Here is a 24,698-nt window from a genome sequence, read left to right on the forward strand (position 1 = left end):
GAAGGAGGACCTTGTCCAGTAGCTGAAAAAATTAACTCCGCACAGTCTGAAAGCGACATTCATGTCTGGAAACAGCGTTGTGCGCCGATCTTGGCCGCGTCTAGGCTGACCCCAAATTCAGTCGAGTGGAGGTTTCCATGCCCAAAGAAATCAAGCTGACGAATGGCCGATTGGGCAGCCAAAGCGCCGAGGCCTATTGGGAAGATGGGTTTATCTATCCGATCCCTGTGTTCTCTGCCGCAGAAGCCGCTGGGTTCCGTGCCGAGTTGGAAGATGTCGAAGCCAATTGGCGCAAGGCGGACCTGCCACTGCCATTGAACATGTACAAACGCATCAACGCGCATGTGGTGATGCCACTGGCCACGCGCATTGCTCTGGACCCGCGCGTTCTGGACGTGGTCGAAGGTGTGCTGGGTCCCGATCTGCTGCTGTGGTCGGCTGAACTGTTCATCAAGGAACCGCGTACGACGCAGGTGGTGGGCATGCATCAGGACCTGACCTATTGGGGGATGGGTGAAACCTCGGACCAGTTGACCGCATGGATCGCCCTGTCCCCGGCAACAGTCGAAAGCGGTTGCATGGATTTTGTGAAAGCCAGCCACAAGAATCCGATCCTGCCGCATAATGATACGTTTTCCGACAACAACCTGCTGTCGCGTGGGCAGGAAGTTGCAGTGGACGTTGCAGATGAGGACAAGACGCATATCGAGCTACAGCCCGGTCAGATGTCACTGCATCACGGGCTGACGATCCACGGATCAGGTCCAAACGCGTCGGATGATCGTCGGATCGGTCTGGCCATCCGCTATCTCAACCCCAACGCGCAGCAAAAGGTCGCCGACCGTGACTACGCCATTGTGGCGCGCGGCGAAGACCGGGTGGGGAATTTCATTCACATCCCGGCGCCGAAGGAATTGTTTGCACAAGACGCTCTGGACCTTCATGCGCGCATTCGCGCCGATCAGGCCAAGGCGATGGCTCAGGGGGCCAGCGAGAAACTGCAGCTTTACGATCAGGCCCCGTCGAATCCCGGCTGAGACTGGCCCGACTGCCGCGCAGGGCCTTCCCCTTCCCGCGTCCATTCGCTATTGCAGGCGCTGACCCGAATTTGTTGACGCAGGACGCATCCCATGGCGATGGAAAAGACATTCAACGCGGCCGAGGCCGAGGCCCGCATCTATCAGGCCTGGGAACAGGCCGGAGCCTTCAAGGCAGGCGCGAACAAATCGCGCGACGAGAGCTTTACCATCATGATCCCGCCGCCCAACGTGACGGGGGCCTTGCATGTAGGCCATGCGTTCAATAACACGTTGCAGGATATTCTTACCCGTTGGCACCGGATGCGCGGCTTCGACACTCTGTGGCAGCCCGGTCAGGACCACGCTGGTATCGCCACGCAGATGCAGGTCGAAAAGATGCTGGCGGCCACTCAGCAACCTGGTCGGCGCGAACTGGGGCGTGAGGCATTTCTGGACAAGGTCTGGGAATGGAAAGGCGAATACGGCGGCACGATCATCGAACAGTTGAAACGACTGGGGTCGTCCTGTGATTGGTCGCGCAATGCTTTCACCATGGCTGGCGCGCCGCGCGATCCGCGTACCGGACACGAAAATTCTGCGAATTTTCACGACGCGGTCATCAAGGTCTTTGTCGACATGTACGAAAAGGGCCTGATCTATCGCGGTAAGCGGCTGGTCAACTGGGATCCGCATTTCGAAACTGCCATTTCGGACTTGGAAGTCGAGAATATCGAAGTTGCCGGCCACATGTGGCACTTCAAATACCCGCTGGCCGGGGGCGCGACATACACTTACGTCGAGAAGGACGAAGACGGGAACGTAGTCCTTGAGGAAGAGCGCGATTACATCTCGATCGCCACGACGCGCCCCGAAACCATGCTGGGTGATGGCGCGGTTGCGGTTCATCCCTCGGACGAACGGTACGCCCCCATCGTCGGCAAGCTTTGCGAAATCCCGGTTGGTCCGAAAGAGCACCGCCGTCAGATCCCGATCATCACCGATGAGTACCCCGATCCCGATTTCGGTTCGGGTGCGGTGAAGATCACTGGGGCGCACGACTTCAACGACTATCAGGTCGCCAAACGTGGTGGCATACCGCTGTATCGCCTGATGGATACAAGCGGACACATGCGGGCCGATGGCGCACCTTACGCGAACGAGGCGTACAAAGCCGGTCAATACGCACGCGGTCAGTCCTTTACCGAAGGTGAGATCGACGCGATCAACCTAGTTCCCGACCACCTGCGCGGATTGGACCGGTTCGAGGCGCGCGCCAAAGTGATCGACGAGATCACCAGCGAAGGTCTGGCTGTCATGACCCGTGCTGATGACCCGCGTCTGGGATCGACCGCGCTAAAGCCGGACCACGAAGGCGCGGACAAAACCGTTCCGCTGGTCGAATCCAAACCAATCATGCAGCCATTCGGCGACCGCTCAAAAGTCGTGATCGAGCCGATGCTGACCGATCAGTGGTTCGTCGATGCTGAAAAGGTCGTTGGCCCTGCACTGGATGCGGTCAAGGACGGCACCGTCAAGATCATCCCCGAGTCCGGTGAAAAGACGTATTACCATTGGTTGGAAAATATCGAACCGTGGTGCATCTCTCGCCAGCTCTGGTGGGGGCACCAGATTCCGGTTTGGTATGGCCTTGATCTATCGGCTGAGAACTTCAAGGACGACGAAAACGACGGCGACCTTGATCTAGTCGAATTGGGACGTCTGCTGAACGAAGGCGGCATGCTCCACCGTGGCAACGTCATGGAATGTGCGCCCAACTTTGATGCTGTTGTCGATAAATTCCTGGACGACAATGCCAATATCCCCAGCCCGCTGAGCCATGCGACCGTTATTGAGGTCGCCGACAAGCATGCGGCCATCCATCAATTCGCTGAAAGCCTTGCTCAGTACGCAGTCGAACAGGACCCGACCAAGCTGGTGTATCCGGTCTGGCGCGATCCCGATGTCCTTGACACCTGGTTCTCCTCCGGCCTCTGGCCCATCGGCACGCTGGGCTGGCCCGAGAAGACCGAAGAGCTGGAGCGCTACTTCCCCACGGATGTTCTGATCACCGGCTTCGACATCCTGTTCTTCTGGGTCGCCCGGATGATGATGATGCAACTGGCCGTGGTCGACCAAATCCCGTTCCACACCGTTTACCTGCACCAACTCGTCCGCGACGAGAAGGGCAAGAAGATGTCCAAGACCACCGGCAACGTCATCGACCCGCTGGAGATCGTGGACGAATTTGGCGCCGACGCGCTGCGCTTTACCAATGCCTCGATGGCGGCCATCGGCGGAGTGCTGAAACTCTCCAAAGAGCGCATCACCGGCTATCGCAACTTCGGCACCAAGCTTTGGAATGCCGTCCGCTTTGCCGAGATGAACGAGGTCTTCTCCGACAGCGTCCCGCAACTGGATGTGGCTGATCTGAAACCCAAAGCCGCCGTAAACCGCTGGATCATTGGCGAAACCGCACGCGTACGGGAAGAGGTCGACGCGGCGCTGGAAAGCTATCGCTTCAACGACGCGGCGAACGCGCTTTATGCCTTTGTCTGGGGTAAGGTCTGCGACTGGTATGTGGAGTTGTCCAAGCCGCTGCTGCAAGGCGACGATGCAGAAGCGCAGGCCGAAACCCGCGCCACCATGCGTTGGGTTCTGGATCAGTGCATGGTCCTGCTCCATCCGATCATGCCCTTCATCACCGAAGAGCTGTGGGGCCTGACAGGCAGCCGCGCCAAGATGGTCGTTCACGCCGACTGGCCGAGCTATTCCGCCGCTGACTTGGTGGATGCCGATGCGGATCGTGAGATGAACTGGGTGATCTCGGTGATCGAAAACACCCGCTCAGCCCGCGCGCAGATGCGTGTTCCTGCCGGCCTTTATGTCCCTATGCTGGTGACCGAGATCGACGCCCACGGGCAGGCTGCATGGGACCGCAATGAAGCGCTGATCAAGCGTCTTGCGCGGATCGACAGCCTGACCAAGGCCGATGAATTGCCCAAGGGGACCATCTCGATTGCCGCCCCAGGTGCGAGTTTTGGCCTGCCGCTGGCAGACATCATCGATATCGGCGCTGAAAAGGAACGGCTGGAGAAAGCCATGGGCAAGCTCGCAAAAGAGCTTGGTGGTCTGCGCGGGCGACTGAACAACCCCAAATTCGTGGCTTCGGCCCCGGAAGAGGTTGTTGCTGAAGCCAAAGCGAATCTTGCAGCTCGTGAGGAAGAAGAAGCCAAGCTGAACGAGGCGCTTGCACGTTTGGCCGAGATCGCCTGATCCTCTACTTTCATAAGCACTCAAAGTTCAAAAGCCCGCCGTTCTCCCGGCGGGTTTTTACTGTGCAATGACGTATTTCACCTTGTTCGCGGCAGCTTGAGATTGTTAGCAAGTGCGGGTGGTTATAGCCGAGGACAGGATGACACGCGCATTTCCCCCAATGCAGACCGTTTCGACCGGGCTGGTCGTGGCCATCGTCGGGTTCTTCAGCTCATTCCCAATTGTGTTGCAGGGGCTGAACGCGATGGGAGCCTCTTCGCACGAAGCCGCCTCGGGCCTGATGAGTGCAGCCATCGCTATGGGGCTGGCCGCCATTGTGTTGAGCCTGTTTCACAAGCTACCAATCAGCGTTGCCTGGTCCACGCCAGGTGTCGCGCTGCTGGCTGTGTCTGCTACACCGACCGAAGGGTTTTCAGGCGCAATCGGCGCATTCCTTTGCGCCGGAGCCCTGACCGTTCTGGCAGGGCTGTGGAAACCGCTTGGTCGGTTGGCTGCAGCAATCCCAATTACGCTGGCGCAAGCGATGCTGGCAGGCGTGCTCTTGCCGCTTTGCCTTGTACCATTCAAAGCGGCGGTCGAGATCCCATGGCAGGCGTTGCCGGTGATCCTAACATGGTTTATTGCGGGCCGTTTCAATCGGTTGATCGCGGTTCCGGCAGCTGTGGTCGCGGCGGCTATCATTGTGTCGCTGAACGCCGGAGATGCACAATTAATGCCGGACCGACTGATCGCTGCTCCGGTCTGGACCATGCCCACGTTCTCGGTCGCGTCTGCCATCGGAATCGGCGTACCGCTGTTTATCGTCACGATGGCGACACAGAACATTCCCGGCGTCGCTGTGATGCGCAGCTTTGGCTTCGATCCAGTTCCCGGCCGGTTGTTTTCATCCGTCGGTGGCGCAAGCATGCTCTCGGCCCCCTTTGGAGCGCCGGCGACCTGTCTGGCAGCAATCACCGCCGCGATGTGTTCCAATGAGGACAGCCATCCCGACCCGGCGCAGCGGTACTGGTCTGCTGTAATGGGTGGTGTGTTTTACTGCTTGTTTGGCATCTTTGCGGTGGCAATCACAAGCTTTGCTGCCCATGCCGACCCATTGCTGATGGGTACGCTGGCAGGGGTTGCACTAATCGGGGTCATGGCCAACGCCATGCATGCAGCGTTGGATATCCCTGCCGAGCGCGAGGCGGCCATTCTGACCTTGGTCATCACCGCCTCTGGTATCACGGTCTTTGGATTGGGTGCGGCGGTCTGGGGGCTTTTGGCCGGCGGAATTGCGTATGTCGTGACAAACAAAGTGCGGTAATCCCTTTCGCCCGACCGTCACAGGCAGTAGAATACAGACATGTTCGGATCGCTTGGAAAACTGGTGGAACGCCAGATTAAGAAGGCACAGGCCGAGGGCCAGTTACAGGGGCTTGAAGGCGAAGGTGCGCCGCTTCCTGACCGTTCAAGTGAGGCGCAAGGTGATCCTGCCATTGCCGCTGGTCACCGGATCATGGCGCAGGCCGGGGTTCTGCCAGAAGAGTTCAACATCAAGAAACAGCTCGACGCGGCACGCAAGGATTACGCTGTTCTGACGGATCCCGAAGAGCGCAAGTCGGCGATGTCCCGCATCGCCGATCTGGAGATGCGATACAATATGGCCCGCGATGCGCGGCGCAGTTTTATGCGGTGACTACTTGAACTCGGGCTTGCGGCCCTGCATCTGCGCCATGACAACCTCCATCTGATCTGGCTTTCCAATCAGGTCGACCTGCTCTGAGGATTCGGCCATCAACACATGTGCGCGGTCTCGGGTTTCGGCCACATCGATCAGACGCTTGGCGGCACGGATGGCCGAGGGGCTTTTGCCCGTGATATCCTCGGCCAGCGCAAGTGCCTCGGTCAGCGGGTCATCCGAGAGTTTCGTCACCAGCCCCCAATCTGCGGCCTGCGGCGCACCGATCGGACGGGCGGTATAGGTCAGAAGGCGCAGAACGTCCGAACGAACAAGCTCAGGCAGCAACACCATCCCGCCCATGTCGGGAATGAGGCCCCATTTCATCTCCATCACCGACAGCTTGGCCTCGGGGTGCGCGATGCGGATATCCGCACCCAATGCGATCTGCAGGCCACCGCCATAGGCCACGCCCTGAATGGCGCAGATTACCGGGACCGGGACACGCCGCCAGATCAGGGCAATCTCCTGCAACTCATTGGCATCTTCGTGGCTGCGGGTCATCAGCCATTCGGTCGGGTCTGTTTGGGCCATGCTGGCAAAGCTAGCCATATCGAGCCCGGCGCAGAAGCTTTTGCCCTCTCCCGACAGCACCACCGCCCGGATATCGGCGGCGGCGACCTCTTGCCCCGCCGAGAGGATAGCCTTGATCATCGCATCGTCCAAAGCGTTCATCTTGTCGCCGCGAGTCAACGTGACATGGGCGATGTGATCTTTGTATTCGACGGATACGCGGGACATGGGACCTCCGGTGCGTTCTTTGTTGCGTCAAGCATGCCAGTAAGAGGCAAGCAGTGCTACAACGACGTCAGGGCAAATCGGCGATCGGCATCCGACCAAACCAGGGAGAGTCCAGAGTCATTACATAGAACTGGTCGCCAGCCGCCTGGCCCGCAGTGGTGATGCCCAGCCGCCCTTGGGGGTCTTGCAGCGTACGCAGGATGGTTCCGTCACCATCAAACTGTACCAGCATACCGCGGTGGATCGGCGCGGGGCGCACCTTGGGTCCCAACCGCCATATTATCTTGCGTAGGAAGGGATAGGGCATCAGCTTTTCTGCAGGCACGCGCGGGCTGGCGAATGCCATCCAATAGGTGCCGTCACCTTGCGCTTTGATGTTATCCGGATAGCCTGGCAGGTTATCCAAAAGAACCTCTTGTTTTCCGGCTTTGGGGCCGACCAGCCACAGCTTGTGCACCCTTGCCCGACCCGTTTCGGCAATCAACAAGAAATCTTCATCCGATGAAAGAGCAATGCCGTTGGTGTAGACGAAACCTTCGGCGATCTTTTCGGCAGTGCCGTCAGGCGAATAACGTGCCACATAGCCGGTTGGCGATTGCTCCCAGATCGTCATGACCGAGGTGGGTTTGGTGCCGCCCATGGTTTCAGGATCGAACCGGTCTGAGGAGTTCGAGAAATAGACCGTGCCGTCCTGTGCCACGTCCAGGTTGTTGGCATAGATGATAGGCGCGCCATCGATCTCGGAGACCAGTGTTTCCAGCGTTCCGGGCCCGGCCCAGCGCATCAGCCCTCGAAAGCTGTCGGCGATATAGAGCGCGCCATCTGGCCCCGCCCGCAGACCGAGGGGGCGGCCGCCAAGTTGATCGATCTCGGCCGGCTGGTCACCGTCGATGCGATAGAGGGTGCCGGATTGGCCGGTGGTATAAACTGCGCCGTCTAGCATCACTGCGATGTCTTCTGGGCCAATCTCCCCCGCCGGTAGCGAGATCAGCTGTGCTGTATCGAGATAGTTGTTTTCGATGAAATCGCCCGTGAATCCGGGCGGTTCGGGTGGCTCGTAGGCCACCGGGTCAACCGGGACCGGCCAGAACACGAGATAGGCAAGGCCGATAAGGACAAGTGCCAGTATATAACGCATAACGCCTCCGAACTGCGGTTGCGAGCACACTGACTGTGATTGCATCTGCGTGCAAGGCTTGCCCCTTTGCGGAGGTTGCGCTTATCTGCCGCCATGACCGGTCCTCGTTACACCCCGCTTGCCCAATCCCTGCCCGCAACCGTGCCATTTGTCGGCCCCGAAACGCAGGAGCGTCAGCGTGGCGCGCCCTTTATCGCCCGGATCGGTGCAAATGAGAGCGTGTTTGGCCCCTCGCCGCGCGCCATAGAGGCAATGCAGCGGGCAGCGGGTGAGATATGGATGTATGGCGATCCTGAGAATTACGAATTGCGCCACGCGCTGGCCGCGTATCATGGGGTAGCGCCCGAGAATATCGTTGTCGGCGAAGGTATTGATGGCTTGCTGGGCTATCTGGTTCGGCTGTTGGCCGGGCCTGGAGATGCGGTTGTGACGTCGGACGGGGCCTATCCCACTTTTAACTACCATGTGGCGGGGTTCGGAGGGGATTTGCACAAGATTCCCTATCGCGACGATCACGAGGACCCGGAGGCGTTGTTTACCAAAGCAGCAGAGGTGAACGCAAAGCTGGTCTATCTGGCCAACCCTGACAACCCGATGGGCACTTGGCATTCCGGCGCGGATATCGTGGCCGCGATGGATGCTTTGCCAGAAGGCTGTTTGCTGGTTCTGGACGAGGCGTATGTGGAATGCGCCCCGGAGGGCACCGTCGCGCCTGTTTCTGCTGATGATCCGCGGGTCATCCGAATGCGGACGTTTTCCAAGGTCTATGGGATGGCCGGGGCTCGGGTTGGCTATGCCATCGGTGCGCCCGGGTTGATTTCCGCCTTCAACAAAGTGCGCAACCATTTCGGTATGAACCGGACTGCCCAAGCCGGGGCTTTGGCCGCGCTTAAGGACAGCGATTGGCTGGCGCAGGTTCAGGATCAAATTGCCGAGGCTCGAGACAGGATCGCGCAGATTGCACGGTCCAATGGGTTGGAACCTTTGCCCTCAGCCACAAATTTCGTGGCGATTGACTGCGGGCACGATGGGGTGTTTGCCAAGGCCGTTCTGGACTCGCTGGTCGAACAGGGGGTGTTTGTGCGCATGCCGTTCGTGGCACCCCAGAACCGCTGCATTCGGGTGAGCTGCGGGGGCGAGAGGGAGATGGTGGCCTTTGAGGCTGCTTTGCCCAAGGCCTTGGCGAAAGCCCGGTCTGTTTAGGGGGCTGTCTGCCCTCATCGCGCCCAAGCCTGATTCCGCGCGAGGATATTTTAGCCAGTTGAAGAGGCGGATCGGGTTTTAGGCCGCCAATGCGGCGGCTGCAGCTTCGAGCGCGCCTTTGCCACGGGGGATATCGAGCGCAGCCATTGCGGTTTCCACGCCGCCCAGCATGGCCATGACCATCTGGGCATTAACGTAGCCCATGTGACCAAGGCGGAAACACCCGTCCCAGTCTTCCATTCCCAGACCGATGCCCAGCGTCAGACCCAGTTGGGTTTCGGTATAGCTGCGCAGCCGCGTGCCACGCCCTTCAGTCAGGCGGAGGGCAGTGACGGCGTGGCTTCGCTGGCCCGGATCGGCGACGTTGAATTGCAACGCGCCACCTTGCGCCCAGATTTCACAGGCGGCCCAGATGGCCTTTGCCAGGTGTTCGTGGCGGGCCCAGACCTGTTTGATCCCTTCGCCGTGGATCAGGTCGAGTGCGGCGCGCAGGCCGTAGAGGTGGTGGGTTGGCGCGGTGCCGTTGAAATACTGGTAGAACAGATCGGGATTTGCGCGAGGCTGCCAGTCCCAATATTGCGAGACGCGGGGCATTGAAGCGCGTTTGGCTTGCGCTTTGTCATTGAAGAAGACAAAGCCGGTGCCTGCCGGGGTCATCAGCCCCTTTTGGCAGGCAGTCACCGTGACGTCGACACCCCAGGCATCCATCTCGAACCGATCGCAGCCCATGGATGCAATGCAGTCGGCCATCAGCAAAGCGGGGTGGTCGAGGTCGTCGAGCAAGGCGCGCAGGGCTGGGATATCGTTGCGGATCGATGTGGAGGTATCGACGTGAACCGCAAGCACGGCCTTGATTTTGTGGCTGGAGTCGGCGCGCAATGCTTCGGCGATGCGCTCGAGATCCCAGGGAGAGGACATGCCGAAATCAATCAATTCGACCTTGGCGCCGATCCCCTCGGCCATCTCGGCCCAACCGTGGGTGAAGCGGCCCGAGGCCGGGGCCAGCACGGTTTCGCCGGGCGCGATCACGTTTGAGAGCGCGGCCTCCCACGTGCCGTGGCCGTTGGCGATGTAGATGGCGACGTTGTGCTGGGTTCCGGCAACGCGTTTAAGGTCATGCGTCAGCGCGGGCATCATCTCAATCAATTCGCCGTCATAGATATTGGGCGACGGACGGTGCATCGCCTGTAGCACCGCGTCTGGCATGACCGAGGGGCCAGGGATCGCCAGATACTCGCGCCCCTGCGCGAGAGAGATTTGGTTTGTCATGAGGGTAACCTGTCTGAATTGAGGCTTACCCTAGCGTTTCGCCCTGCGACGTCAATCCACCAGGATGGCGGCCTCGCGCGCAAGTGTTTCGATTCCAGCCCAGTCGCCAGTTTGTACCATTTGTTTGGGCGCGACCCAGCTGCCTCCGGCGCAGGCAACATTCGATAGAGACAGGTAATCGAGGGCATTTGACGGCGATACGCCACCGGTTGGGCAGAAGGTGATCTGCGGCAAGGGCGCGCCGATGGCTTTCAGGGCGGGCGCTCCGCCCGAGGCTTCGGCAGGAAAGAATTTCAGCATGTCATAGCCCTTCTCCAGCAGAGCCATGGCTTCACTTGCGGTAGCCGCGCCGGGAAGAAGGGGCAGGCCTTCGGCTTCGCAGGCGGCGATCAGGGCATCGGTTGCGCCCGGTGAAACACCGAATTGCGCGCCAGCCTCTTTAGCAGCGCGGACATCGTCGGGGGTAACCAATGTACCCGCACCTACTACGCCACCGGGGACGTCGGCCATCGCGCGGATGGCATCCAGCGCCGCGGGGGTGCGCAGAGTGACTTCAAGCGCCGGGAGGCCACCAGCGACCAAAGCTTCGGCCAGAGGGCGGGCACGGGCCGCGTCATCGACCACCAATACGGGAACGATCGGGGCCAGTGCACAGATCTCGCGGGTGCGTTGGGTTTTCGACATTGGGTCAAACTCCGAAAATGCTGGCGCCGGTGTCGGCTGAGCCGACATTCTGGCGGAATGCGCCGAAGAGGTCACGGCCAACGCCGTGTTGGTTTGCAGTGAGGTCTGCAGTAGCAGGTGCACGGTCGAGAACGCCGGGGGTCAGGATTTCCAACTCGCCCTTGATCGCATTGACGCGCAAAAGATCACCGTCCTGCAGATAGGCGATGGCTCCGCCGTCCAGCGCCTCGGGGCAAACATGGATGGCAGCGGGAACCTTGCCGGATGCACCCGACATGCGTCCATCGGTGACCAGAGCAACCTTTTGGCCTCGGCCCTGTAGGATCGACAGGATCGGCGTCAGAGAATGAAGTTCAGGCATGCCATTGGCCTTTGGCCCTTGGAAGCGAACAACAACGATGACGTCATCGGTGAATTCTCCGGCTTTGAACGCGGCTTTCACGGCGTTCTGATCATTGAACACACGCACGGGCGCTTCGACCACTTGATGTTCGGGTGCAACGGCCGAAACCTTCATGACGCCCGTGCCCAGATTGCCTGTCAGGCGCGAGAGGCCGCCTGTAGGTTGGAACGGGTCGTTGGCGGGGCGGACGATCTTTTCGTTCAGGCTGTGGCCTGCGCCGTCTTCCCAGATCAACTCGCCGTCCTTCAGCTTCGGTTCCTTAGTGTAGTTGTGCAGGCCCTGACCGGCGACGGTGAGCGTGTCGGGGTGTAGAAGGCCGTCTTCCAACAGAGTGCCGATGGCAAAGCCCAACCCGCCAGCGGCGTGGAAATGGTTCACATCAGCCAAACCGTTGGGATAGACCCGCGCGACCAGAGGCACGACGGCGGAGATGTCAGAAAAATCCTCCCAGTCCAGCACGATACCACCGGCACGCGCCATGGCGATCAGGTGGATCAGTAGGTTGGTGGAACCGCCGGTGGCCATCAGGCCAACGATGCCATTGACGAAAGCGCGCTCATCAAGGATCTGGCAGACGGGAGTGTAGTGATTGCCCAACGCACTGAGGGAAAGGGCGCGGCGCGCGCCTTCTTCGGTCAGCGCGTCGCGCAGGGGCGTGTTGGGGTTGATAAAGCTGGAGCCCGGCAGGTGAAGGCCCATGAACTCCATCAGCATCTGGTTGGTGTTCGCGGTGCCGTAAAACGTACAGGTTCCAGGGCCGTGATAGGCGGCCATTTCGGCCTTCATAAGTTCCTCGCGGCCCACTTCTCCGGCGGCGAATTTCTGGCGAATCTTGGCCTTTTCGTCATTCGGCAGGCCGCTGGTCATGGGACCGGCGGGTAGGAAGACGGCTGGCAAATGGCCAAACGCCTGCGCGCCGATGATCAGGCCGGGTACGATCTTGTCGCAGACACCGAGAAAAACGGCGGCGTCATAAGTGTTGTGGCTCAGCGACACGCCCGTCGCCAGCGCAATCACATCGCGCGAGAAGAGGGACAGCTCCATCCCCGCCTCACCCTGAGTGACGCCGTCACACATGGCAGGCACCCCACCTGCAACCTGCGCAGTGCCACCCGCCGCGCGGATCGCGTCACGGATCAAGCCGGGGTAACGTTCGAATGGCTGATGCGCCGAGAGCATATCGTTGTAGGCGGTTACGATGCCCAGATTGCCCGCCGTGCCGGTAGCCATCGATTGCTGATCCTCACCCGCCCCCGCATAGGCGTGGGCCTGACCGCTACAGGACAGGTGCGCCCGCGCCGGGCCTTTTGACCGGGCCTGTTCCATCCTCTCAAGATGCGGGCCGCGCAGGTCAGCGCTGCGGTCGATGATGCGTTTGGTGACGTCGGATATAACTGTGTTGACCATGATTATCCTCCGATCTGACGCCAGCGACGCCCGTCACGATGCATCAGCATCAATGCTTCTTCAGGCCCCGAGCTGCCCTGATCGTATTTCGCGGGCTTGTCGCCACGCTCTTCCCAGCCGTGAATGATGGGATCAACCCAGGCCCAGGCGGCCTCGGCCTCGTCACCCCGCATGAATAGTGTCTGGTCACCTCGGATCACATCCATGATCAGGCGCTCATAGGCGTCAGGGGATTGGCCATCGTCGCCCAAAGCGTCGGCAAAGCTCATGTCCAGCGCCACATCGGACAGGCGGAACCCACCCTGCCCCGGTTCTTTGATCGTGGTGCGCAGAGTTATGCCCTCGTCCGGTTGCAGGCGGATTACCAGCACGTTGCCGTGCAAAGGGCCAACATTCGGGAAGATCGTGTGCGGTGGGTCGCGGAAGAACACCGCGATCTCGGATTCGCGCGCCCGCAGTCGTTTACCCGTGCGCAGATAGAATGGCACTCCGGCCCAACGCCAATTGCCAATATGGGCCTTGAGCGCAATAAAGCTTTCGGTACGGCTGGCAGGATTACCAACGTGATCAAGGTACCCATCGCCCCCTTTTTCGGTGCGGTATTGGCCACGAGCGATATCCTTGGGTTCCACCGGCTCCAGCGCTTCGATCACTTTGACCTTCTCATCGCGCACAGCGTTGGGTGAGAATTTCGAAGGCGGCTCCATCGCCGTCAGGCACAGCAATTGAACCAGATGGTTCTGGATCATGTCCCGCATTGCTCCGGACTGATCGTAATAAGCACCGCGCCCTTCGACGCCTACGGTTTCGGCCACGGTGATCTGGACGTGATCGACATGGGTGGCGTTCCAGAGCGGTTCGAATAGAGAGTTGGCAAAGCGCAGGGCCATCAGGTTCTGCACGGTTTCCTTACCCAGATAATGGTCGATACGGTAAATCTGATGCTCTTCGAAACAGGCGCGCAGGCCCTCATTCAATGCTTTGGCTGACGCAAGATCGTGACCAAAAGGTTTCTCGACTACGATACGACTGTCCAGCGTGGCCAGTCCGTTATCGTTCAGACGTTGTGCGATACCTGAGAAGAGACTTGGGCCGACGGACAAATAAAATGCGCGCACCACATCCGGACGCAGTGCCTTAGCCAAATCGGGCCAACCCGCATCACCCAGTGCATCAACCGGAACATAATCGACGCGAGAGAGAAAGCGATCAAGCGTGTCTTTTTTGAATCCTGGCGCAAACTCTTGCATCGAAGTACGCAGCTGTTCGCGGAATCCATCACTGTCCATGTCGGATCGGGCGGTTCCGATGATGCGCGCATCCTCCGGCATCTGGCCGACCTCGAACCGGTGATACAGGCCCGGCAGGATCTTGCGTTGCGCCAGATCGCCCGTCGCGCCGAACAAAACAAGGTCGAACGGATCAACCGGAATTACGCGTGAGACCATTGCAAGGCTCCTTTCGACTTCCCCGCCAGATTAGGCAAGGATTCAGTCCGGGACTTAACGCATGTGCGTCATAATTCATGTTATCGCTAACATTCATCGGCTGAATAAGAAACCCGAACGCAAAAATCAAGCTCGGATTTACAATCAACATCGCAGAAGGCCGGTCAGGATTGTGTCCGCAGCCAATCCATCACCGCAGGTCGCACGGATTGTTCGCCGCGATGGCGGGCATCGGCGATAATCTTGCGCACTTCCTGAAGGTTCGATCGCAGCATCAGGCTTTTGACCGGCCCGATTGAAGCGGGGCGCATCGACAGCGTCCGAATACCCATCGCAGCGAGGCACAGCGCCTCGACCGGGCGACCGGCATCTTCACCACAGAAGCTAAGCGGAGTTTCGGAAATCGCGCATCGTTCCACAATACGTTCGATAAAACTCAGAAAGCTGACGTTCAACGTATCATAACGACGACGCACCAGCTCATTCTCGCGGTCGGCGGCGAAGAAGAATTGTTTCAAGTCGTTGCCACCGATCGAGATAAAGCCCACCTCGTCAAAGAACTTCTGTGGCGCAAAGGCGAGCGAGGGCGTTTCCAGCATCGCCCCAACCTCGAGTGTTTCGGGCAAGACGTGACCCAGCCGACGTTCACGTTCGATGGTTTTCTTGACCTCCCAGCGCGCTTCCCTGAATTCATCTGCCTGCGCGACAAACGGGAACATGACCGTCAGGGGTCGTCCATCGGCGGCACGGATCAGCGCCTGTAGCTGCATCCGCATCACGCCGCGTTTGTCCAGTCCGACGCGAATCGCGCGCCAGCCCAGCGCCGGATTCGGTTCTTCCACGTGCTTCATGTAGGGCAGAACCTTGTCCGACCCGATATCCAGTGTTCGGAACACCACTCGCTTTTCGCCCGCCGCATCCAGGACCCGTTTGTATTGCGTTACAAGCTCGGATCGTTTCGGCATCTGATTGCGGATCAGGAATTGCAGCTCGGTGCGGAACAGACCCACGCCTTCGGCACCCGAGTTATTCAGTGATGGCAAATCAGCCATCAAACCCGCGTTCATCACCATGTTGATACGCGCACCATCCTGCGTCACTGTCGGCGTTTCGCGGATCGACGCGTAGCGTTCCTGCGCTTTAGCCTCCATAGCGATCTTGTCGCGGAAGGCACTGACCACGGTGTCTTCGGGGCGCAGATGCACTACGCCGCTATCCCCATCAACCAGAATGTGATCACCATTCAGTGCTTCGGTTGTGATACGGCCCACATGCACCACCAGCGGGATCGCCAGAGCGCGTGCCACGATGGTTGCATGGCTGCCAACCGAGCCTTCTTCCAACACGATGCCTTTGAGCGATCGGCCATATTCCAGCAAGTCTCCAGGGCCGATGTTACGGGCGATCAGAATCGGATCGGGCGGTAGATCAGCCCCGTTGCCATTGCCCTGACCGGTCAGAATCCGCAGTAACCGGTTGCTGAGGTCATCCAGATCTGCCAGCCGTTCACGCAAATACGGATCGGTGACCTGCCCCATGCGGGCGCGGGCCTGGGATTGCTCTTTCTCAACCGCCGCCTCGGCGCTGAGGCCAAGGGCGATGTCTTCCTCCATCCGGCGCATCCAGCCCTTGGAGTTGGCAAACATCCGGTAAGCTTCCAGAACCTGCAACTGCTCCTTGTCGCCGCCCTGAGAAATCTCGAGCATCTTGTCGACGCCAACGCGTAGCTCTTCAACGGCCTCGGTCAGCCGCTCGCGCTCACGATGCGGATCTTCGGCGATTGGGTTGGTGACGACGACGCGGGGCTCGTGCAGCCAGACATGACCTTCTGCAGACCCTTCCTGCGCAGGTCCCCCGTTCAATTGCACCGACTGCTGATGAAGCGGTGACAAGGCTGCGCCTTCGCCCACGAACGCGCCCAGTTCGGCCATTTCAGCCAGAACCATCGCGACCACTTCCAGCGCATAGACCTCATCCGCTGAAAACTCACGCGCGTCCCGTGACTGCACCACCAACACGCCCAGCTTTTGGCCCAAGCGCTGCACCGGGACACCCAGGAACGACGAATAACGTTCCTCGCCGGTTTCCGGCATGTACCGGAACCCCTTGGCTGACGGCGCATCGGCGGTGTTGACCACCTTGCCGTACTTGGCGACGCGCCCAACCAGCCCCTCACCCATGCGCATCCGGGTCTGGTGCACGGCTTCGGGTGATAAACCTTCGGTGGCGCAAAGCTCCAGCGTATCTTCATCGCGGAACAGATAGATCGAACACACTTCGCGTTCGGTACTGTCTGCGATCAGATGCGTGATCCGGTCAAGACGTTCCTGACCGGCGGCCTCGCTGGCCATTTCTTCGCGCAGCCGCCCCAGCAGCTTGCGAGATTCTGTTTCCGTGCCTTCCGCCATGGCCCACCCACGTTACGGTTTCAGACGGGACACGTGGCTGAAAACTCAGGCCGCCTTGTCCAGTTCAAAGGCATCATGCAGTGCCTGAACCGCAAGTTCCATGTATTTCCTGTCGATCAGGACGGAAATTTTTATCTCGGAGGTTGTAATGACCTTGATGTTGATCCCCTCATCCGAGAGAATCTTGAACATCTTGGCCGCAACACCGGATTGCGAGCGCATGCCGATCCCCACAACCGACACCTTGCAGACATCTTCGTCAGCAACCAGTTCGGCATAGTTCAGCTCACCCTGTTCCTTGATCGCCAGCAGGGCCTTTTCGGCACGCGCAACCTGATTGGTCGGGCAGGAGAACGTCATGTCGGTACGCCCTTCGTCCGAGATATTCTGGACGATCATGTCAACGTTGATACCTTCATCGCTGAGCGCAGTGAAGATGATCGAGGCAATTCCGGGCCGGTCGGCAACCGAGACAACGGTCATCTTTGCCTCATCCCGTGAATAGGCCACGCCCGAGACTACATTGGATTCCATGATTTCCTCCTCGTCGACGACCAGCGTACCAGCCTCGTCGGATTGTTCCTCAAAGCTTGAGAGAACGCGCAGTTTCACCTTGTAACGCATCGCCAACTCGACCGAGCGGGTCTGCAGCACTTTGGCCCCCAGCGAGGCCAGTTCAAGCATTTCCTCGAACGAGATCTTGTCCAGTTTGCGCGCCTTTTCACAGATGCGCGGGTCGGTGGTGTAGACGCCGTCCACATCTGTGTAGATATCGCAGCGCTCGGCCTCGAACGCGGCAGCGAATGCCACGGCGGTGGTATCAGACCCACCGCGACCCAATGTGGTGATCCGTCCTTCGGGGCTGATGCCCTGAAAGCCTGCCACCACCGCAACACGCATGCCTTCGTCAAACTTCTGAGTGATGTTTTCCGGCGGGATCTCTTCGATCCGGGCAGCCGAATGGGCGCCGTTCGTGATTAGAGGCACCTGCCAGCCCTGCCAACTGCGCGCCGGGATTTCCATTTCTTGCAGCGTCAACGCCATCAGGCCTGCGGTAACATTCTCACCGGAAGAGACAACGGCATCGTATTCTCGCGCATCATAGAGGGGCGAGATTTCATCGACCCAACCTACCAGCTCGTTGGTTTTACCCGACATGGCCGAAACGATGACAATCACGTCATAGCCCTTGGCGACCTCGACACCGACCCGTTTTGCAGCGCGGCGGATCCGGTCCAGATTGGCGACCGACGTGCCGCCGAATTTCATCACGAGTACGGGCATGGGGCCAAAGTCTCCGCGCCTTGAATTTCTGATCCCGTGCGTCTTATGCGAGGGGGGGCGTAAGGGCAAGTGGGCAAAGTCTGCGCAGCAGTGCTTTACTTTGATCGCACGTGATGTAAGCGTTCCCTCAACATCTTATTCCAAGAGGATTTCCATGTTCCGCTTTGCCCTTGCCCTGACTCTGATCTCAACCGCTGCCAATGCCCAAGTCGCCACTCTGTCGGGAACGGATGGTGAGAATTCACTGGGCACGGTACCTTGCGCGGCTTTGGCGGGTGACACGCTGGCCAGCTGCCCTGCCGAATTGCGCAAGCGTGAAGATGGAACCGCGACGCTGGCGGTACAGTTGAACACCGGCGAGGTGCGGCGGATCTATTTTACCAAAGGCGTGCCTGATTCCAGCAGTTCGACGTCGAATCTGACATATGAGACACGCGGCGACATTATGGTGATTTTCATCGAGCCCGGAGAAGTCTACGAACTCCCCAAAGCGGCCTTGAACACTCAGTAAGGGTGTGCGCGACCGTCCCAGGTTTCAAAACAACCGGTGGTGTCGAGCGAAAGCGCCGCAAAGCGCTCGATCAGGCCATCCGCCGCTTGATCTACGCTGATCTCTGCGCTGGTTCCGCCCATATCGGTCTGCACCCAGCCCGGATGATAGATTCCGACCGCGATCCCATCTTCCTTTAGATCCGACGCAAGGTTGCGACCCAGGTTCAGAACCGCTGCTTTTGAAGCGCGATAGATATAGCTGCCACCGGGTGCGCGCGTATGTGATGCCATCTGAGAAGAGACAATCGCAATTCGGCCTCGCCCCGCACGCAGGTTCGGCAATAGTGATTGAATAGTCAGGAACACGCCGGTCACATTGGTGGCGAAGCTCTGCGCCCACATCTCAGCGGGATAACCGTTAAGGTCGTGACCTTTATCCAAATACACACCCGCATTGCAGATCAGAAGATCGATCGGGCGACCTTGTAATTGCTCGGCCATCGCCGCGTGATGGGCCGGATCTGTGACATCTAATACGATGTCGGCACTACCGTCTCGCGACGTCCCTATCACATCTTGGCCTGCTGCACGGTATTGATCCGCCAGGGTTTTTCCGATCCCCCGGTTCGCGCCAGTAATAACGATATGCATTTGTCAGTTGGTCTTACGGCTGGGGACAAACGGCAGTGGCGCGACGGGCACGCCATCTTCAATCAGTGACTGCGCCTCTTCGGGCTGTGCCTCACCATAGATGGCGCGCTCGGGCGCATCACCCAAATGTATTTTGCGCGCCTCGCTGGCGAAATCCTTGCCTACATAGTCAGAGTTTTCTTCGACCTTGCGACGCAGTTCGCTCAACACTTCTTGGATCTCGGGCGAAGGTTTTGCCATATTGATCTCATCTGTTGGCGCTGGCGTCGGCGCCGGAGTTGTATTGGCAACGGTATCTCGTGCAGGCCGAACCCGCGGTGTCATGATCGCCTTTTCCACCTGATCGCAACCACAAACGGCGCAGGTGACCAACCCGGTGTTTGCCAACTTGTCAAACGCAGCGGCTGATTGGAACCAGCTATCAAAGCTGTGGCCTTGGCTACATTTCAATGCGTATTGAATCATGGTGTTTCCAGTTTACGGTTGGCGAATAGATACCGACCAACATGGCAATATCAAGTCTTGATCTTGACCCACTAGTGCGAATGGCCGCCGAATCCGTCCAAAAGTGCAGCAAGCTCAGGGAATGACACCTTCGCCGATGCTTTTTCAGGCGAATACCACTTCCTTCTGCGTTTACCGGCCTCGGGGAAACGAGTTTCCATTTGCTGTACATACAGCGGAAAAACATCGACCAGACACAACGCAGAAGCATTGTTAGATCGCTTCTTTACGTATGCAAATCGGCCCAGACTTTCAGTTCCACATTTTCCAAGCACGCCCGCCTCTTCCCAGGCCTCCCGCGCGGCAGTTTCTGGCGCAGATAGCCCGTTGATGAGCCACCCTTTTGGAATGATCCAGCGTTGCGCCCGACGGGTCGTGATCAACAAAATTTCAGGCGCACCACATTTGATGCGATAACAAAGTGCAGCAGATTGGGTAAACACAGGCAGCGCCCCGGACAGAGAAAGCCCCTCTGCCGAAAGCCTGCTAGCCACGCCACTGCGCCCGTCAAACACGGTTCATACCTACTGCTCGCTCCGCTTATGTTGCGGTTTATAAAGTGATATTTATCATATCTGGTGGAATCTGCCAAGCATTACGGGAAAGTTCCTTGCCTAAGGTCCATCCGTCCCGACAATCGGCGCACCAACTCGTCATGAGGGATGTCGGCGTCAATTGCCAATCGACGGAGCCCGAAATGCACCTGCGCGATCTGCTGATAGTAGCGGGTATAAATAAAGTTCGTGCCACCCCCGGCAAGCGCACCAAGCAGCGGTACGGACTGCGCCGCGAGCTTCTGGCCCAGCACGACCGACAATCGCGGAGCAACCAGCGCAATCAGGCGCTGCATGGTTGGCCCCGTCAGGGTCAAACGCATCGAGAAAAAGCCCAGATCAGCCCCATCATCCTCGGCCAGCGGTCCTGCGGCTGACAGCACCCGGATCGAGTCGAATTTCACGTTTTCAGCCTTCGGATCGAACCCTTCGCGTGCTGCCGCGCCTTGGATGGCACGTAGCATCATTGCTGTGGTCGCGGGCAGTTCAACCAAAGCTGTTGACACGCCGCCCAGGCCTCCGGCTGCGCCCATTGCGGTAGTCAGCGCCGTATTGACCCAAGGTTTCTGATCCGGCACCGCCCGGCGCGTGCCCTCGGCGGCATGCATGGCCAGCCAAAGCGCCTGTTCGGTGGTTTCGGTCAGGCCTTCCCGCACCGGTTTTGGCAGCTGATCCAGCAGGGATTCTGCAGACCCACCCAATTTGTTCAAAAGGTTTACCCCCGCACCACCTGCCGAGCCATAAAGTTGCGCCAGCCGGTCAAGTTCGGCCTCGGGATCGAGTTTTTCGACAAGAACAACGTCCTGCATCTGTGCCCTCCTGTTCTGAAAACATCGGCACTTTGCGGCGGGTTTTCAATGGGTCAGCGCGTCCAGCGGGTGACAACTCCTTGGATTCCAGACCAAACTCCGGGGATTAGCTCTAACCCAAGCACGCGATCCGGGTTGGTGGGTGGGGGCATCTCAACACCGGTGAGCCGATTGAAACCAAATCGCGCATAATAGGGCGCATCACCCACCAACATGACACGATCCCAGCCTTTGGCGCGCCCGGCTTCAACGCCCTGGTGGATCAGATAGCCGCCCAGCCCCTCTCCCTGATGGGTTGGATGCACGGCCACCGGACCTAGCAGCAATGCGTCGTGATCTTCTATGTGTACGGGCCAAAACCGGATCGCGCCCGCCAGAATACCCTGCCCATCGCGCGCAACCTGCGATAGCCCGGCAACCGGAGGCACGTCATCGCGCAGCCGATAGGACGACAGTGCCTCGCGCCCCGGTGCAAAGCACAGGTCATATAGTGCCTCGACCTCCCACCAGTCCTCTGGCTCTTCCGGCCTGATCCTGAATTGCTGCACGCGCGTCCTCTTTTCCTTGCTGGAATTCGCCCTAGCACTTCGATACGCCTTGGGCAAACGCTTGGAGATCTTATGTTCTATCGCCCCGAAGACGGCCACGGCCTGCCGCACAATCCCTTCAACGCCATCATCACGCCGCGCCCGATTGGCTGGATTTCAACGCGCGATGCGGATGGAATTAACAATCTGGCCCCCTATTCCTTCTTTAACGGCGTCGCCTACACGCCGCCCCAGGTGATGTTTGCCACAACGGGCACAAAGCACGATCAGGACGGCGGCAAGGACAGCATCGCCAATATCGAGGCAACCGGCGTGTTCTGCGTGAACGTCGTAGCCCATGCGCATCGTGACGAGATGAATGCCAGCTCGGAAGGTCTGGCAAAGCACATTGACGAGTTCGCCCATGCCGGGCTGACCCCGATTGAATGCGAAACGATCGCCTGCTCGCGCGTCGAAGGCGCACCCGCAGCGCTGGAATGCAAACTGACGCGGATCGTGACCCTACCGGGTGAGGCAAATCGAGTGGTATTCGGAGAGGTCACCGGCATTCACCTGCAGGACGACCATATTCGCGATGGCAAGTTTGATGTGACCTCGTTCAATCCCCTCGCGCGGCTGGGATATCGGGACTATTCTGTAGTGACAGATTTGTTCAGCCTTTCACGACCGGATGACTGATGCCGCTGCCCGATCCTCTTCGCAGATATCCGATCTCTCTACCCGACGGCTCTAGCCTCAAAGGAACGGTATTCTTATCTCAGGCCGTCGATCATCCCCGGTTCGAGGCCGGAGCATACACGTATGCTTCAGATTTTGATGCGCCGCAGGACTGGGCGCAGCGGCTTGCACCGTATCTGTTTCCCTTTTCGGAAGAAAAACTGGTGCTCGGCAAGTTCTGCCAGATCGCTCATGGGGTAAGGTTTATCACCGCTTCAGCAAACCACGCGACCGATGGGTTGACCTGCTTTCCGTTTCCAATCTTCAATCCGGATCGCATGACAGGCTACCAACCTGACACACGTGACACGGTTATTGGGCACGATGTCTGGATCGGTTTCGGGGCGCTGATCCTGCCCGGCGCACGGATCGGAAATGGCGCAATCATCGGCGCAGGCTCGGTCGTGCGCGGTGAGGTTCCACCCTATGCGATTGTTATCGGTAATCCAGCGGAAGTTCGACGGTTCCGTTTTGATCGCCATGTTATCGAGCGGTTGCAAGCATTGCGCTGGTGGGATTGGCCCGCTGATACCATCGCACAGGCCGAAGAAGCGCTGCTCTCGGGTGATTCAACGCATTGGAGAAGATCGCTTTGCAGAAATAAGGCGGCCAATCAGGCCGCCTTTTCCGGTATTCAATGCCCACCTAGAATTCCGGTCCGAACCGAATAATCGACAGCCAGTTCGTAATCCGGGTCATCATCGCTATCGACCATCAGGTGGCCGGCCTTGTTCAGTAGCGTGTGACAGTCGCGGCTGAGGTGCCGCAGCATAACCCGCTTGCCCGCCGTCTCGTATTTGGAAGCAATGTTTTCGATGGCCTGCAGCGCGGATTGGTCCACCACACGGCTGGCGGCGAAATCGATAATGACGGTCTCGGGGTCGTTTTGTACCTCGAACAGTTCCACGAATCCTTCGGACGATCCAAAGAACAGCGGGCCCTGAATCTCATAGACCTTCGCGCCCTCTTCCGTTTCCGAGTCGCGCGTGACCGCATGGATGCGTTTCGCGTTATTCCAAGCGTACGCCAATGCCGAGACGATCACCCCGACCACAACAGCCACTGCAAGGTCTTCCATCACAGTCACGACTGTCACCAGTACAATCACGAACGCGTCCATCAAAGGCACCTTGCGCATGATCTTCAGCGAGTTCCAGGCGAAGGTGCCGATCACCACCATGAACATCACGCCCACCAGTGCAGCCAGCGGTATTTGTTCAATCAGCGGAGAGCCGACGAGGATGAACAACAACAGGAACAGTGCCGCAGCGATGCCAGCGATCCGGGTGCGTCCGCCGGATTTCACGTTGATCATCGACTGGCCGATCATGGCACAGCCACCCATACCGCCAAAAAAGCCAGTGACCACGTTGGCGCTTCCTTGCGCGATGCACTCCTGCGAAGCACCGCCGCGTTTGCCGGTGATTTCACCCACAAGGTTCAGTGTCAGCAGAGATTCGATCAGGCCGATTGCCGCAAGGATCAGCGCATAGGGCAGGATGATTTCAAAGGTTTCCCAGTTCAGTGGAACCATCGGGATATGGAATTTAGGCAAACCGCCTTCGATCGATGCCAGATCGCCGACACGCGGGACGTCTAGCCCAATGCCAATGACCAGAGCGGCGACAACAAAAATCCCGGCCAGAGGTGCAGGAATGATGCGAGTGATGCGGGGCATGACCCAAATCACAGCCATGGTCAGAGCGACCAGACCCAGCATTGTGTACAACTGAATGCCTGAAAGCCACTCGCCGCCACCCATGCCGTGGCCGGTGTTTTCCATGGTTCCGGGCACTTTGAACTGCCCCAGCTGCGCCAGAAAGATCACGATCGCCAGACCGTTCACAAAGCCCAGCATCACCGGATGCGGCACAAGGCGGATGAACCGGCCCCAGTGCATTGCTCCTGCGATAATCTGCATGATCCCCATCAGCACCACCGTTGCGAACAGGTATTCGACCCCGTGCTGCGCGACCAGTGCGACCATGACAACCGCTAGCGCCCCGGTTGCGCCCGAGATCATGCCGGGGCGACCGCCGATCAAAGCAGTGATCAGACCGACCAGAAACGCCGCGTAAAGCCCGACCAGGGGGTGCACCCCGGCGACAAAGGCAAAGGCCACGGCTTCGGGGACCAGCGCCAAGGCGACGGTGAGACCGGACAGCAACTCGATCCGCAGGCGGGAAAAGGTCAATCCCTCATCCGGGACCCAGCGCAGATCGGGTTTGGCTATACGATTGGCAAAGCTTGCCAGCATGGCTCGGGGCATGGATCGGTCCTGTTGGTCGGTTTTGTTCGCGCGAAAGGGGCCTTCTAGCGGTCAAACCGGCCTCGAGATACCGCGCTAGGCGGGACCCTGATATGCGCCCCACGCATAGCTTGACGCAGGTGCACACAAACCGTTGAACCCACTTGTCAAAAGAGGCCGT

22 protein-coding genes are annotated in these 24,698 nt (G+C 59.0%); 8 read left to right on the plus strand and 14 right to left on the minus strand.

All coding sequences use genetic code 11. From position 1 onward, the window contains the following. The first annotated feature begins 137 nt into the window (after positions 1-137). The 4 genes from ACR0DU_RS15640 to ACR0DU_RS15655 all read left to right on the plus strand — a co-directional run bounded on the left by ACR0DU_RS15640 (position 138) and on the right by ACR0DU_RS15655 (position 5,967). Positions 138-1,037, plus strand: coding sequence for a phytanoyl-CoA dioxygenase family protein (locus ACR0DU_RS15640; protein ID WP_480457849.1), 900 nt, complete (start codon positions 138-140; stop codon positions 1,035-1,037). A gap of 93 nt (positions 1,038-1,130) precedes the next feature. Further along, a complete protein-coding gene (locus ACR0DU_RS15645) occupies positions 1,131-4,292 on the plus strand; it encodes a valine--tRNA ligase (protein WP_480875801.1) in 3,162 nt (1,053 codons plus the stop codon). Positions 4,293-4,431: 139 nt separating this feature from the next. Continuing rightward, entirely contained in the window at positions 4,432-5,595 is a 1,164-nt protein-coding gene (locus ACR0DU_RS15650) for a benzoate/H(+) symporter BenE family transporter (RefSeq protein ID WP_480875803.1), read from the plus strand. Between the two features lie 39 nt (positions 5,596-5,634). Then, positions 5,635-5,967 carry a DnaJ family domain-containing protein gene (locus ACR0DU_RS15655; protein ID WP_170772719.1) on the plus strand — a complete coding sequence of 111 codons (333 nt, stop codon included), beginning with the start codon at positions 5,635-5,637 and terminating at the stop codon, positions 5,965-5,967. Here the strand turns inward: ACR0DU_RS15655 and ACR0DU_RS15660 are convergent, their stop codons facing one another. Beyond that, positions 5,968-6,750: a crotonase/enoyl-CoA hydratase family protein gene (locus ACR0DU_RS15660; protein ID WP_170772721.1), complete on the minus strand. Its 783-nt coding sequence runs from the start codon at positions 6,748-6,750 to the stop codon at positions 5,968-5,970. Positions 6,751-6,817: 67 nt separating this feature from the next. Further along, complete coding sequence (locus ACR0DU_RS15665; RefSeq protein ID WP_480875806.1) at positions 6,818-7,888, minus strand: SMP-30/gluconolactonase/LRE family protein; 1,071 nt, start codon at positions 7,886-7,888, stop codon at positions 6,818-6,820. A 93-nt stretch (positions 7,889-7,981) separates the two neighbouring features. Here ACR0DU_RS15665 and ACR0DU_RS15670 point away from each other — a divergent pair, with 93 nt between their 5' ends. Then, a complete protein-coding gene (locus ACR0DU_RS15670) occupies positions 7,982-9,091 on the plus strand; it encodes a pyridoxal phosphate-dependent aminotransferase (RefSeq protein ID WP_480875809.1) in 1,110 nt (369 codons plus the stop codon). A 78-nt stretch (positions 9,092-9,169) separates the two neighbouring features. On the opposite strand, the gene ACR0DU_RS15675 is transcribed toward ACR0DU_RS15670, so the two are convergent. From ACR0DU_RS15675 to ACR0DU_RS15700, 6 genes are all read right to left on the minus strand, one after another. After that, a complete protein-coding gene (locus tag ACR0DU_RS15675) occupies positions 9,170-10,360 on the minus strand; it encodes a pyridoxal-phosphate-dependent aminotransferase family protein (protein ID WP_480875812.1) in 1,191 nt (396 codons plus the stop codon). A 51-nt stretch (positions 10,361-10,411) separates the two neighbouring features. After that, positions 10,412-11,044, minus strand: coding sequence for a bifunctional 4-hydroxy-2-oxoglutarate aldolase/2-dehydro-3-deoxy-phosphogluconate aldolase (gene eda / locus ACR0DU_RS15680; RefSeq protein ID WP_480875814.1), 633 nt, complete (start codon positions 11,042-11,044; stop codon positions 10,412-10,414). A gap of 4 nt (positions 11,045-11,048) precedes the next feature. Further along, positions 11,049-12,854 (minus strand): phosphogluconate dehydratase, encoded by a 1,806-nt coding sequence (gene edd, locus ACR0DU_RS15685; protein ID WP_480875816.1) that lies wholly within the window; start codon positions 12,852-12,854, stop codon positions 11,049-11,051. A 2-nt stretch (positions 12,855-12,856) separates the two neighbouring features. Next, positions 12,857-14,302, minus strand: coding sequence for a glucose-6-phosphate dehydrogenase (gene zwf / locus ACR0DU_RS15690; protein WP_170473200.1), 1,446 nt, complete (start codon positions 14,300-14,302; stop codon positions 12,857-12,859). A gap of 164 nt (positions 14,303-14,466) precedes the next feature. Beyond that, positions 14,467-16,710, minus strand: coding sequence for a phosphoenolpyruvate--protein phosphotransferase (ptsP, locus tag ACR0DU_RS15695; RefSeq protein ID WP_010441695.1), 2,244 nt, complete (start codon positions 16,708-16,710; stop codon positions 14,467-14,469). Positions 16,711-16,755: 45 nt separating this feature from the next. Then, complete coding sequence (locus ACR0DU_RS15700) at positions 16,756-17,994, minus strand: aspartate kinase (RefSeq protein ID WP_480875820.1); 1,239 nt, start codon at positions 17,992-17,994, stop codon at positions 16,756-16,758. Positions 17,995-18,148: 154 nt separating this feature from the next. On the opposite strand from ACR0DU_RS15700, the gene ACR0DU_RS15705 reads away from it, so the two are divergent. Further along, entirely contained in the window at positions 18,149-18,505 is a 357-nt protein-coding gene (locus ACR0DU_RS15705) for a hypothetical protein (RefSeq protein WP_010441693.1), read from the plus strand. On the opposite strand, the gene ACR0DU_RS15710 is transcribed toward ACR0DU_RS15705, so the two are convergent. The 5 genes from ACR0DU_RS15710 to ACR0DU_RS15730 form a co-directional block, all read right to left on the minus strand. Then, positions 18,499-19,137: an SDR family NAD(P)-dependent oxidoreductase gene (locus ACR0DU_RS15710; protein ID WP_170779380.1), complete on the minus strand. Its 639-nt coding sequence runs from the start codon at positions 19,135-19,137 to the stop codon at positions 18,499-18,501. The two genes, ACR0DU_RS15705 and ACR0DU_RS15710, sit on opposite strands and share 7 nt — an antisense overlap. Before the next feature lie 3 nt (positions 19,138-19,140). Further along, a complete protein-coding gene (locus ACR0DU_RS15715) occupies positions 19,141-19,602 on the minus strand; it encodes a DUF1178 family protein (RefSeq protein WP_170779378.1) in 462 nt (153 codons plus the stop codon). A gap of 71 nt (positions 19,603-19,673) precedes the next feature. Next, a complete protein-coding gene (locus tag ACR0DU_RS15720; protein ID WP_480875824.1) occupies positions 19,674-20,156 on the minus strand; it encodes an NUDIX hydrolase in 483 nt (160 codons plus the stop codon). A gap of 80 nt (positions 20,157-20,236) precedes the next feature. Further along, positions 20,237-21,004 (minus strand): EcsC family protein, encoded by a 768-nt coding sequence (locus tag ACR0DU_RS15725; protein WP_480716721.1) that lies wholly within the window; start codon positions 21,002-21,004, stop codon positions 20,237-20,239. A gap of 53 nt (positions 21,005-21,057) precedes the next feature. Then, a complete protein-coding gene (locus ACR0DU_RS15730) occupies positions 21,058-21,552 on the minus strand; it encodes a GNAT family N-acetyltransferase (protein ID WP_010441688.1) in 495 nt (164 codons plus the stop codon). Between the two features lie 72 nt (positions 21,553-21,624). Between ACR0DU_RS15730 and ACR0DU_RS15735 the strand changes: the two genes are divergently transcribed. Together ACR0DU_RS15735 and ACR0DU_RS15740 are read left to right on the plus strand one after the other, a co-directional pair. Continuing rightward, a complete protein-coding gene (locus ACR0DU_RS15735; protein WP_480457872.1) occupies positions 21,625-22,230 on the plus strand; it encodes a flavin reductase family protein in 606 nt (201 codons plus the stop codon). Continuing rightward, positions 22,230-22,940, plus strand: coding sequence for a CatB-related O-acetyltransferase (locus ACR0DU_RS15740; RefSeq protein WP_480875827.1), 711 nt, complete (start codon positions 22,230-22,232; stop codon positions 22,938-22,940). The genes ACR0DU_RS15735 and ACR0DU_RS15740 overlap by 1 nt, the downstream gene beginning before the upstream one ends. On the opposite strand, the gene ACR0DU_RS15745 is transcribed toward ACR0DU_RS15740, so the two are convergent. After that, the gene (locus tag ACR0DU_RS15745; protein WP_480875830.1) at positions 22,904-24,538 is read right to left on the minus strand and encodes a SulP family inorganic anion transporter; all 1,635 of its coding nucleotides are present in this window, start codon (positions 24,536-24,538) and stop codon (positions 22,904-22,906) included. The genes ACR0DU_RS15740 and ACR0DU_RS15745 overlap by 37 nt on opposite strands. Positions 24,539-24,698: the final 160 nt, after the last annotated feature.

It is taken from the genome of Ruegeria sp. G2, from assembly GCF_056533505.1.

Excerpts from the sequence above, each read along its gene's own strand:
- ACR0DU_RS15740 (WP_480875827.1), top strand. The coding sequence starts at position 22,230 with ATGCCGCTGCCCGATCCTCTTCGCAGATATCCGATCTCTCTACCCGAC.
- ACR0DU_RS15640 (WP_480457849.1), top strand. The coding sequence starts at position 138 with ATGCCCAAAGAAATCAAGCTGACGAATGGCCGATTGGGCAGCCAAAGC.
- ACR0DU_RS15660 (WP_170772721.1), bottom strand. The coding sequence starts at position 6,750 with ATGTCCCGCGTATCCGTCGAATACAAAGATCACATCGCCCATGTCACG.
- ACR0DU_RS15710 (WP_170779380.1), bottom strand. The coding sequence starts at position 19,137 with ATGCATATCGTTATTACTGGCGCGAACCGGGGGATCGGAAAAACCCTG.
- ACR0DU_RS15700 (WP_480875820.1), bottom strand. The coding sequence starts at position 17,994 with ATGCCCGTACTCGTGATGAAATTCGGCGGCACGTCGGTCGCCAATCTG.
- eda (WP_480875814.1), bottom strand. The coding sequence starts at position 11,044 with ATGTCGAAAACCCAACGCACCCGCGAGATCTGTGCACTGGCCCCGATC.
- ACR0DU_RS15670 (WP_480875809.1), top strand. The coding sequence starts at position 7,982 with ATGACCGGTCCTCGTTACACCCCGCTTGCCCAATCCCTGCCCGCAACC.
- ACR0DU_RS15725 (WP_480716721.1), bottom strand. The coding sequence starts at position 21,004 with ATGCAGGACGTTGTTCTTGTCGAAAAACTCGATCCCGAGGCCGAACTT.
- ACR0DU_RS15705 (WP_010441693.1), top strand. The coding sequence starts at position 18,149 with ATGTTCCGCTTTGCCCTTGCCCTGACTCTGATCTCAACCGCTGCCAAT.
- ACR0DU_RS15655 (WP_170772719.1), top strand. The coding sequence starts at position 5,635 with ATGTTCGGATCGCTTGGAAAACTGGTGGAACGCCAGATTAAGAAGGCA.
- ACR0DU_RS15645 (WP_480875801.1), top strand. The coding sequence starts at position 1,131 with ATGGCGATGGAAAAGACATTCAACGCGGCCGAGGCCGAGGCCCGCATC.
- ACR0DU_RS15715 (WP_170779378.1), bottom strand. The coding sequence starts at position 19,602 with ATGATTCAATACGCATTGAAATGTAGCCAAGGCCACAGCTTTGATAGC.
- ACR0DU_RS15650 (WP_480875803.1), top strand. The coding sequence starts at position 4,432 with ATGACACGCGCATTTCCCCCAATGCAGACCGTTTCGACCGGGCTGGTC.
- edd (WP_480875816.1), bottom strand. The coding sequence starts at position 12,854 with ATGGTCAACACAGTTATATCCGACGTCACCAAACGCATCATCGACCGC.
- ACR0DU_RS15675 (WP_480875812.1), bottom strand. The coding sequence starts at position 10,360 with ATGACAAACCAAATCTCTCTCGCGCAGGGGCGCGAGTATCTGGCGATC.
- ACR0DU_RS15735 (WP_480457872.1), top strand. The coding sequence starts at position 21,625 with ATGTTCTATCGCCCCGAAGACGGCCACGGCCTGCCGCACAATCCCTTC.
- ACR0DU_RS15745 (WP_480875830.1), bottom strand. The coding sequence starts at position 24,538 with ATGCCCCGAGCCATGCTGGCAAGCTTTGCCAATCGTATAGCCAAACCC.
- ptsP (WP_010441695.1), bottom strand. The coding sequence starts at position 16,710 with ATGGCGGAAGGCACGGAAACAGAATCTCGCAAGCTGCTGGGGCGGCTG.
- zwf (WP_170473200.1), bottom strand. The coding sequence starts at position 14,302 with ATGGTCTCACGCGTAATTCCGGTTGATCCGTTCGACCTTGTTTTGTTC.
- ACR0DU_RS15665 (WP_480875806.1), bottom strand. The coding sequence starts at position 7,888 with ATGCGTTATATACTGGCACTTGTCCTTATCGGCCTTGCCTATCTCGTG.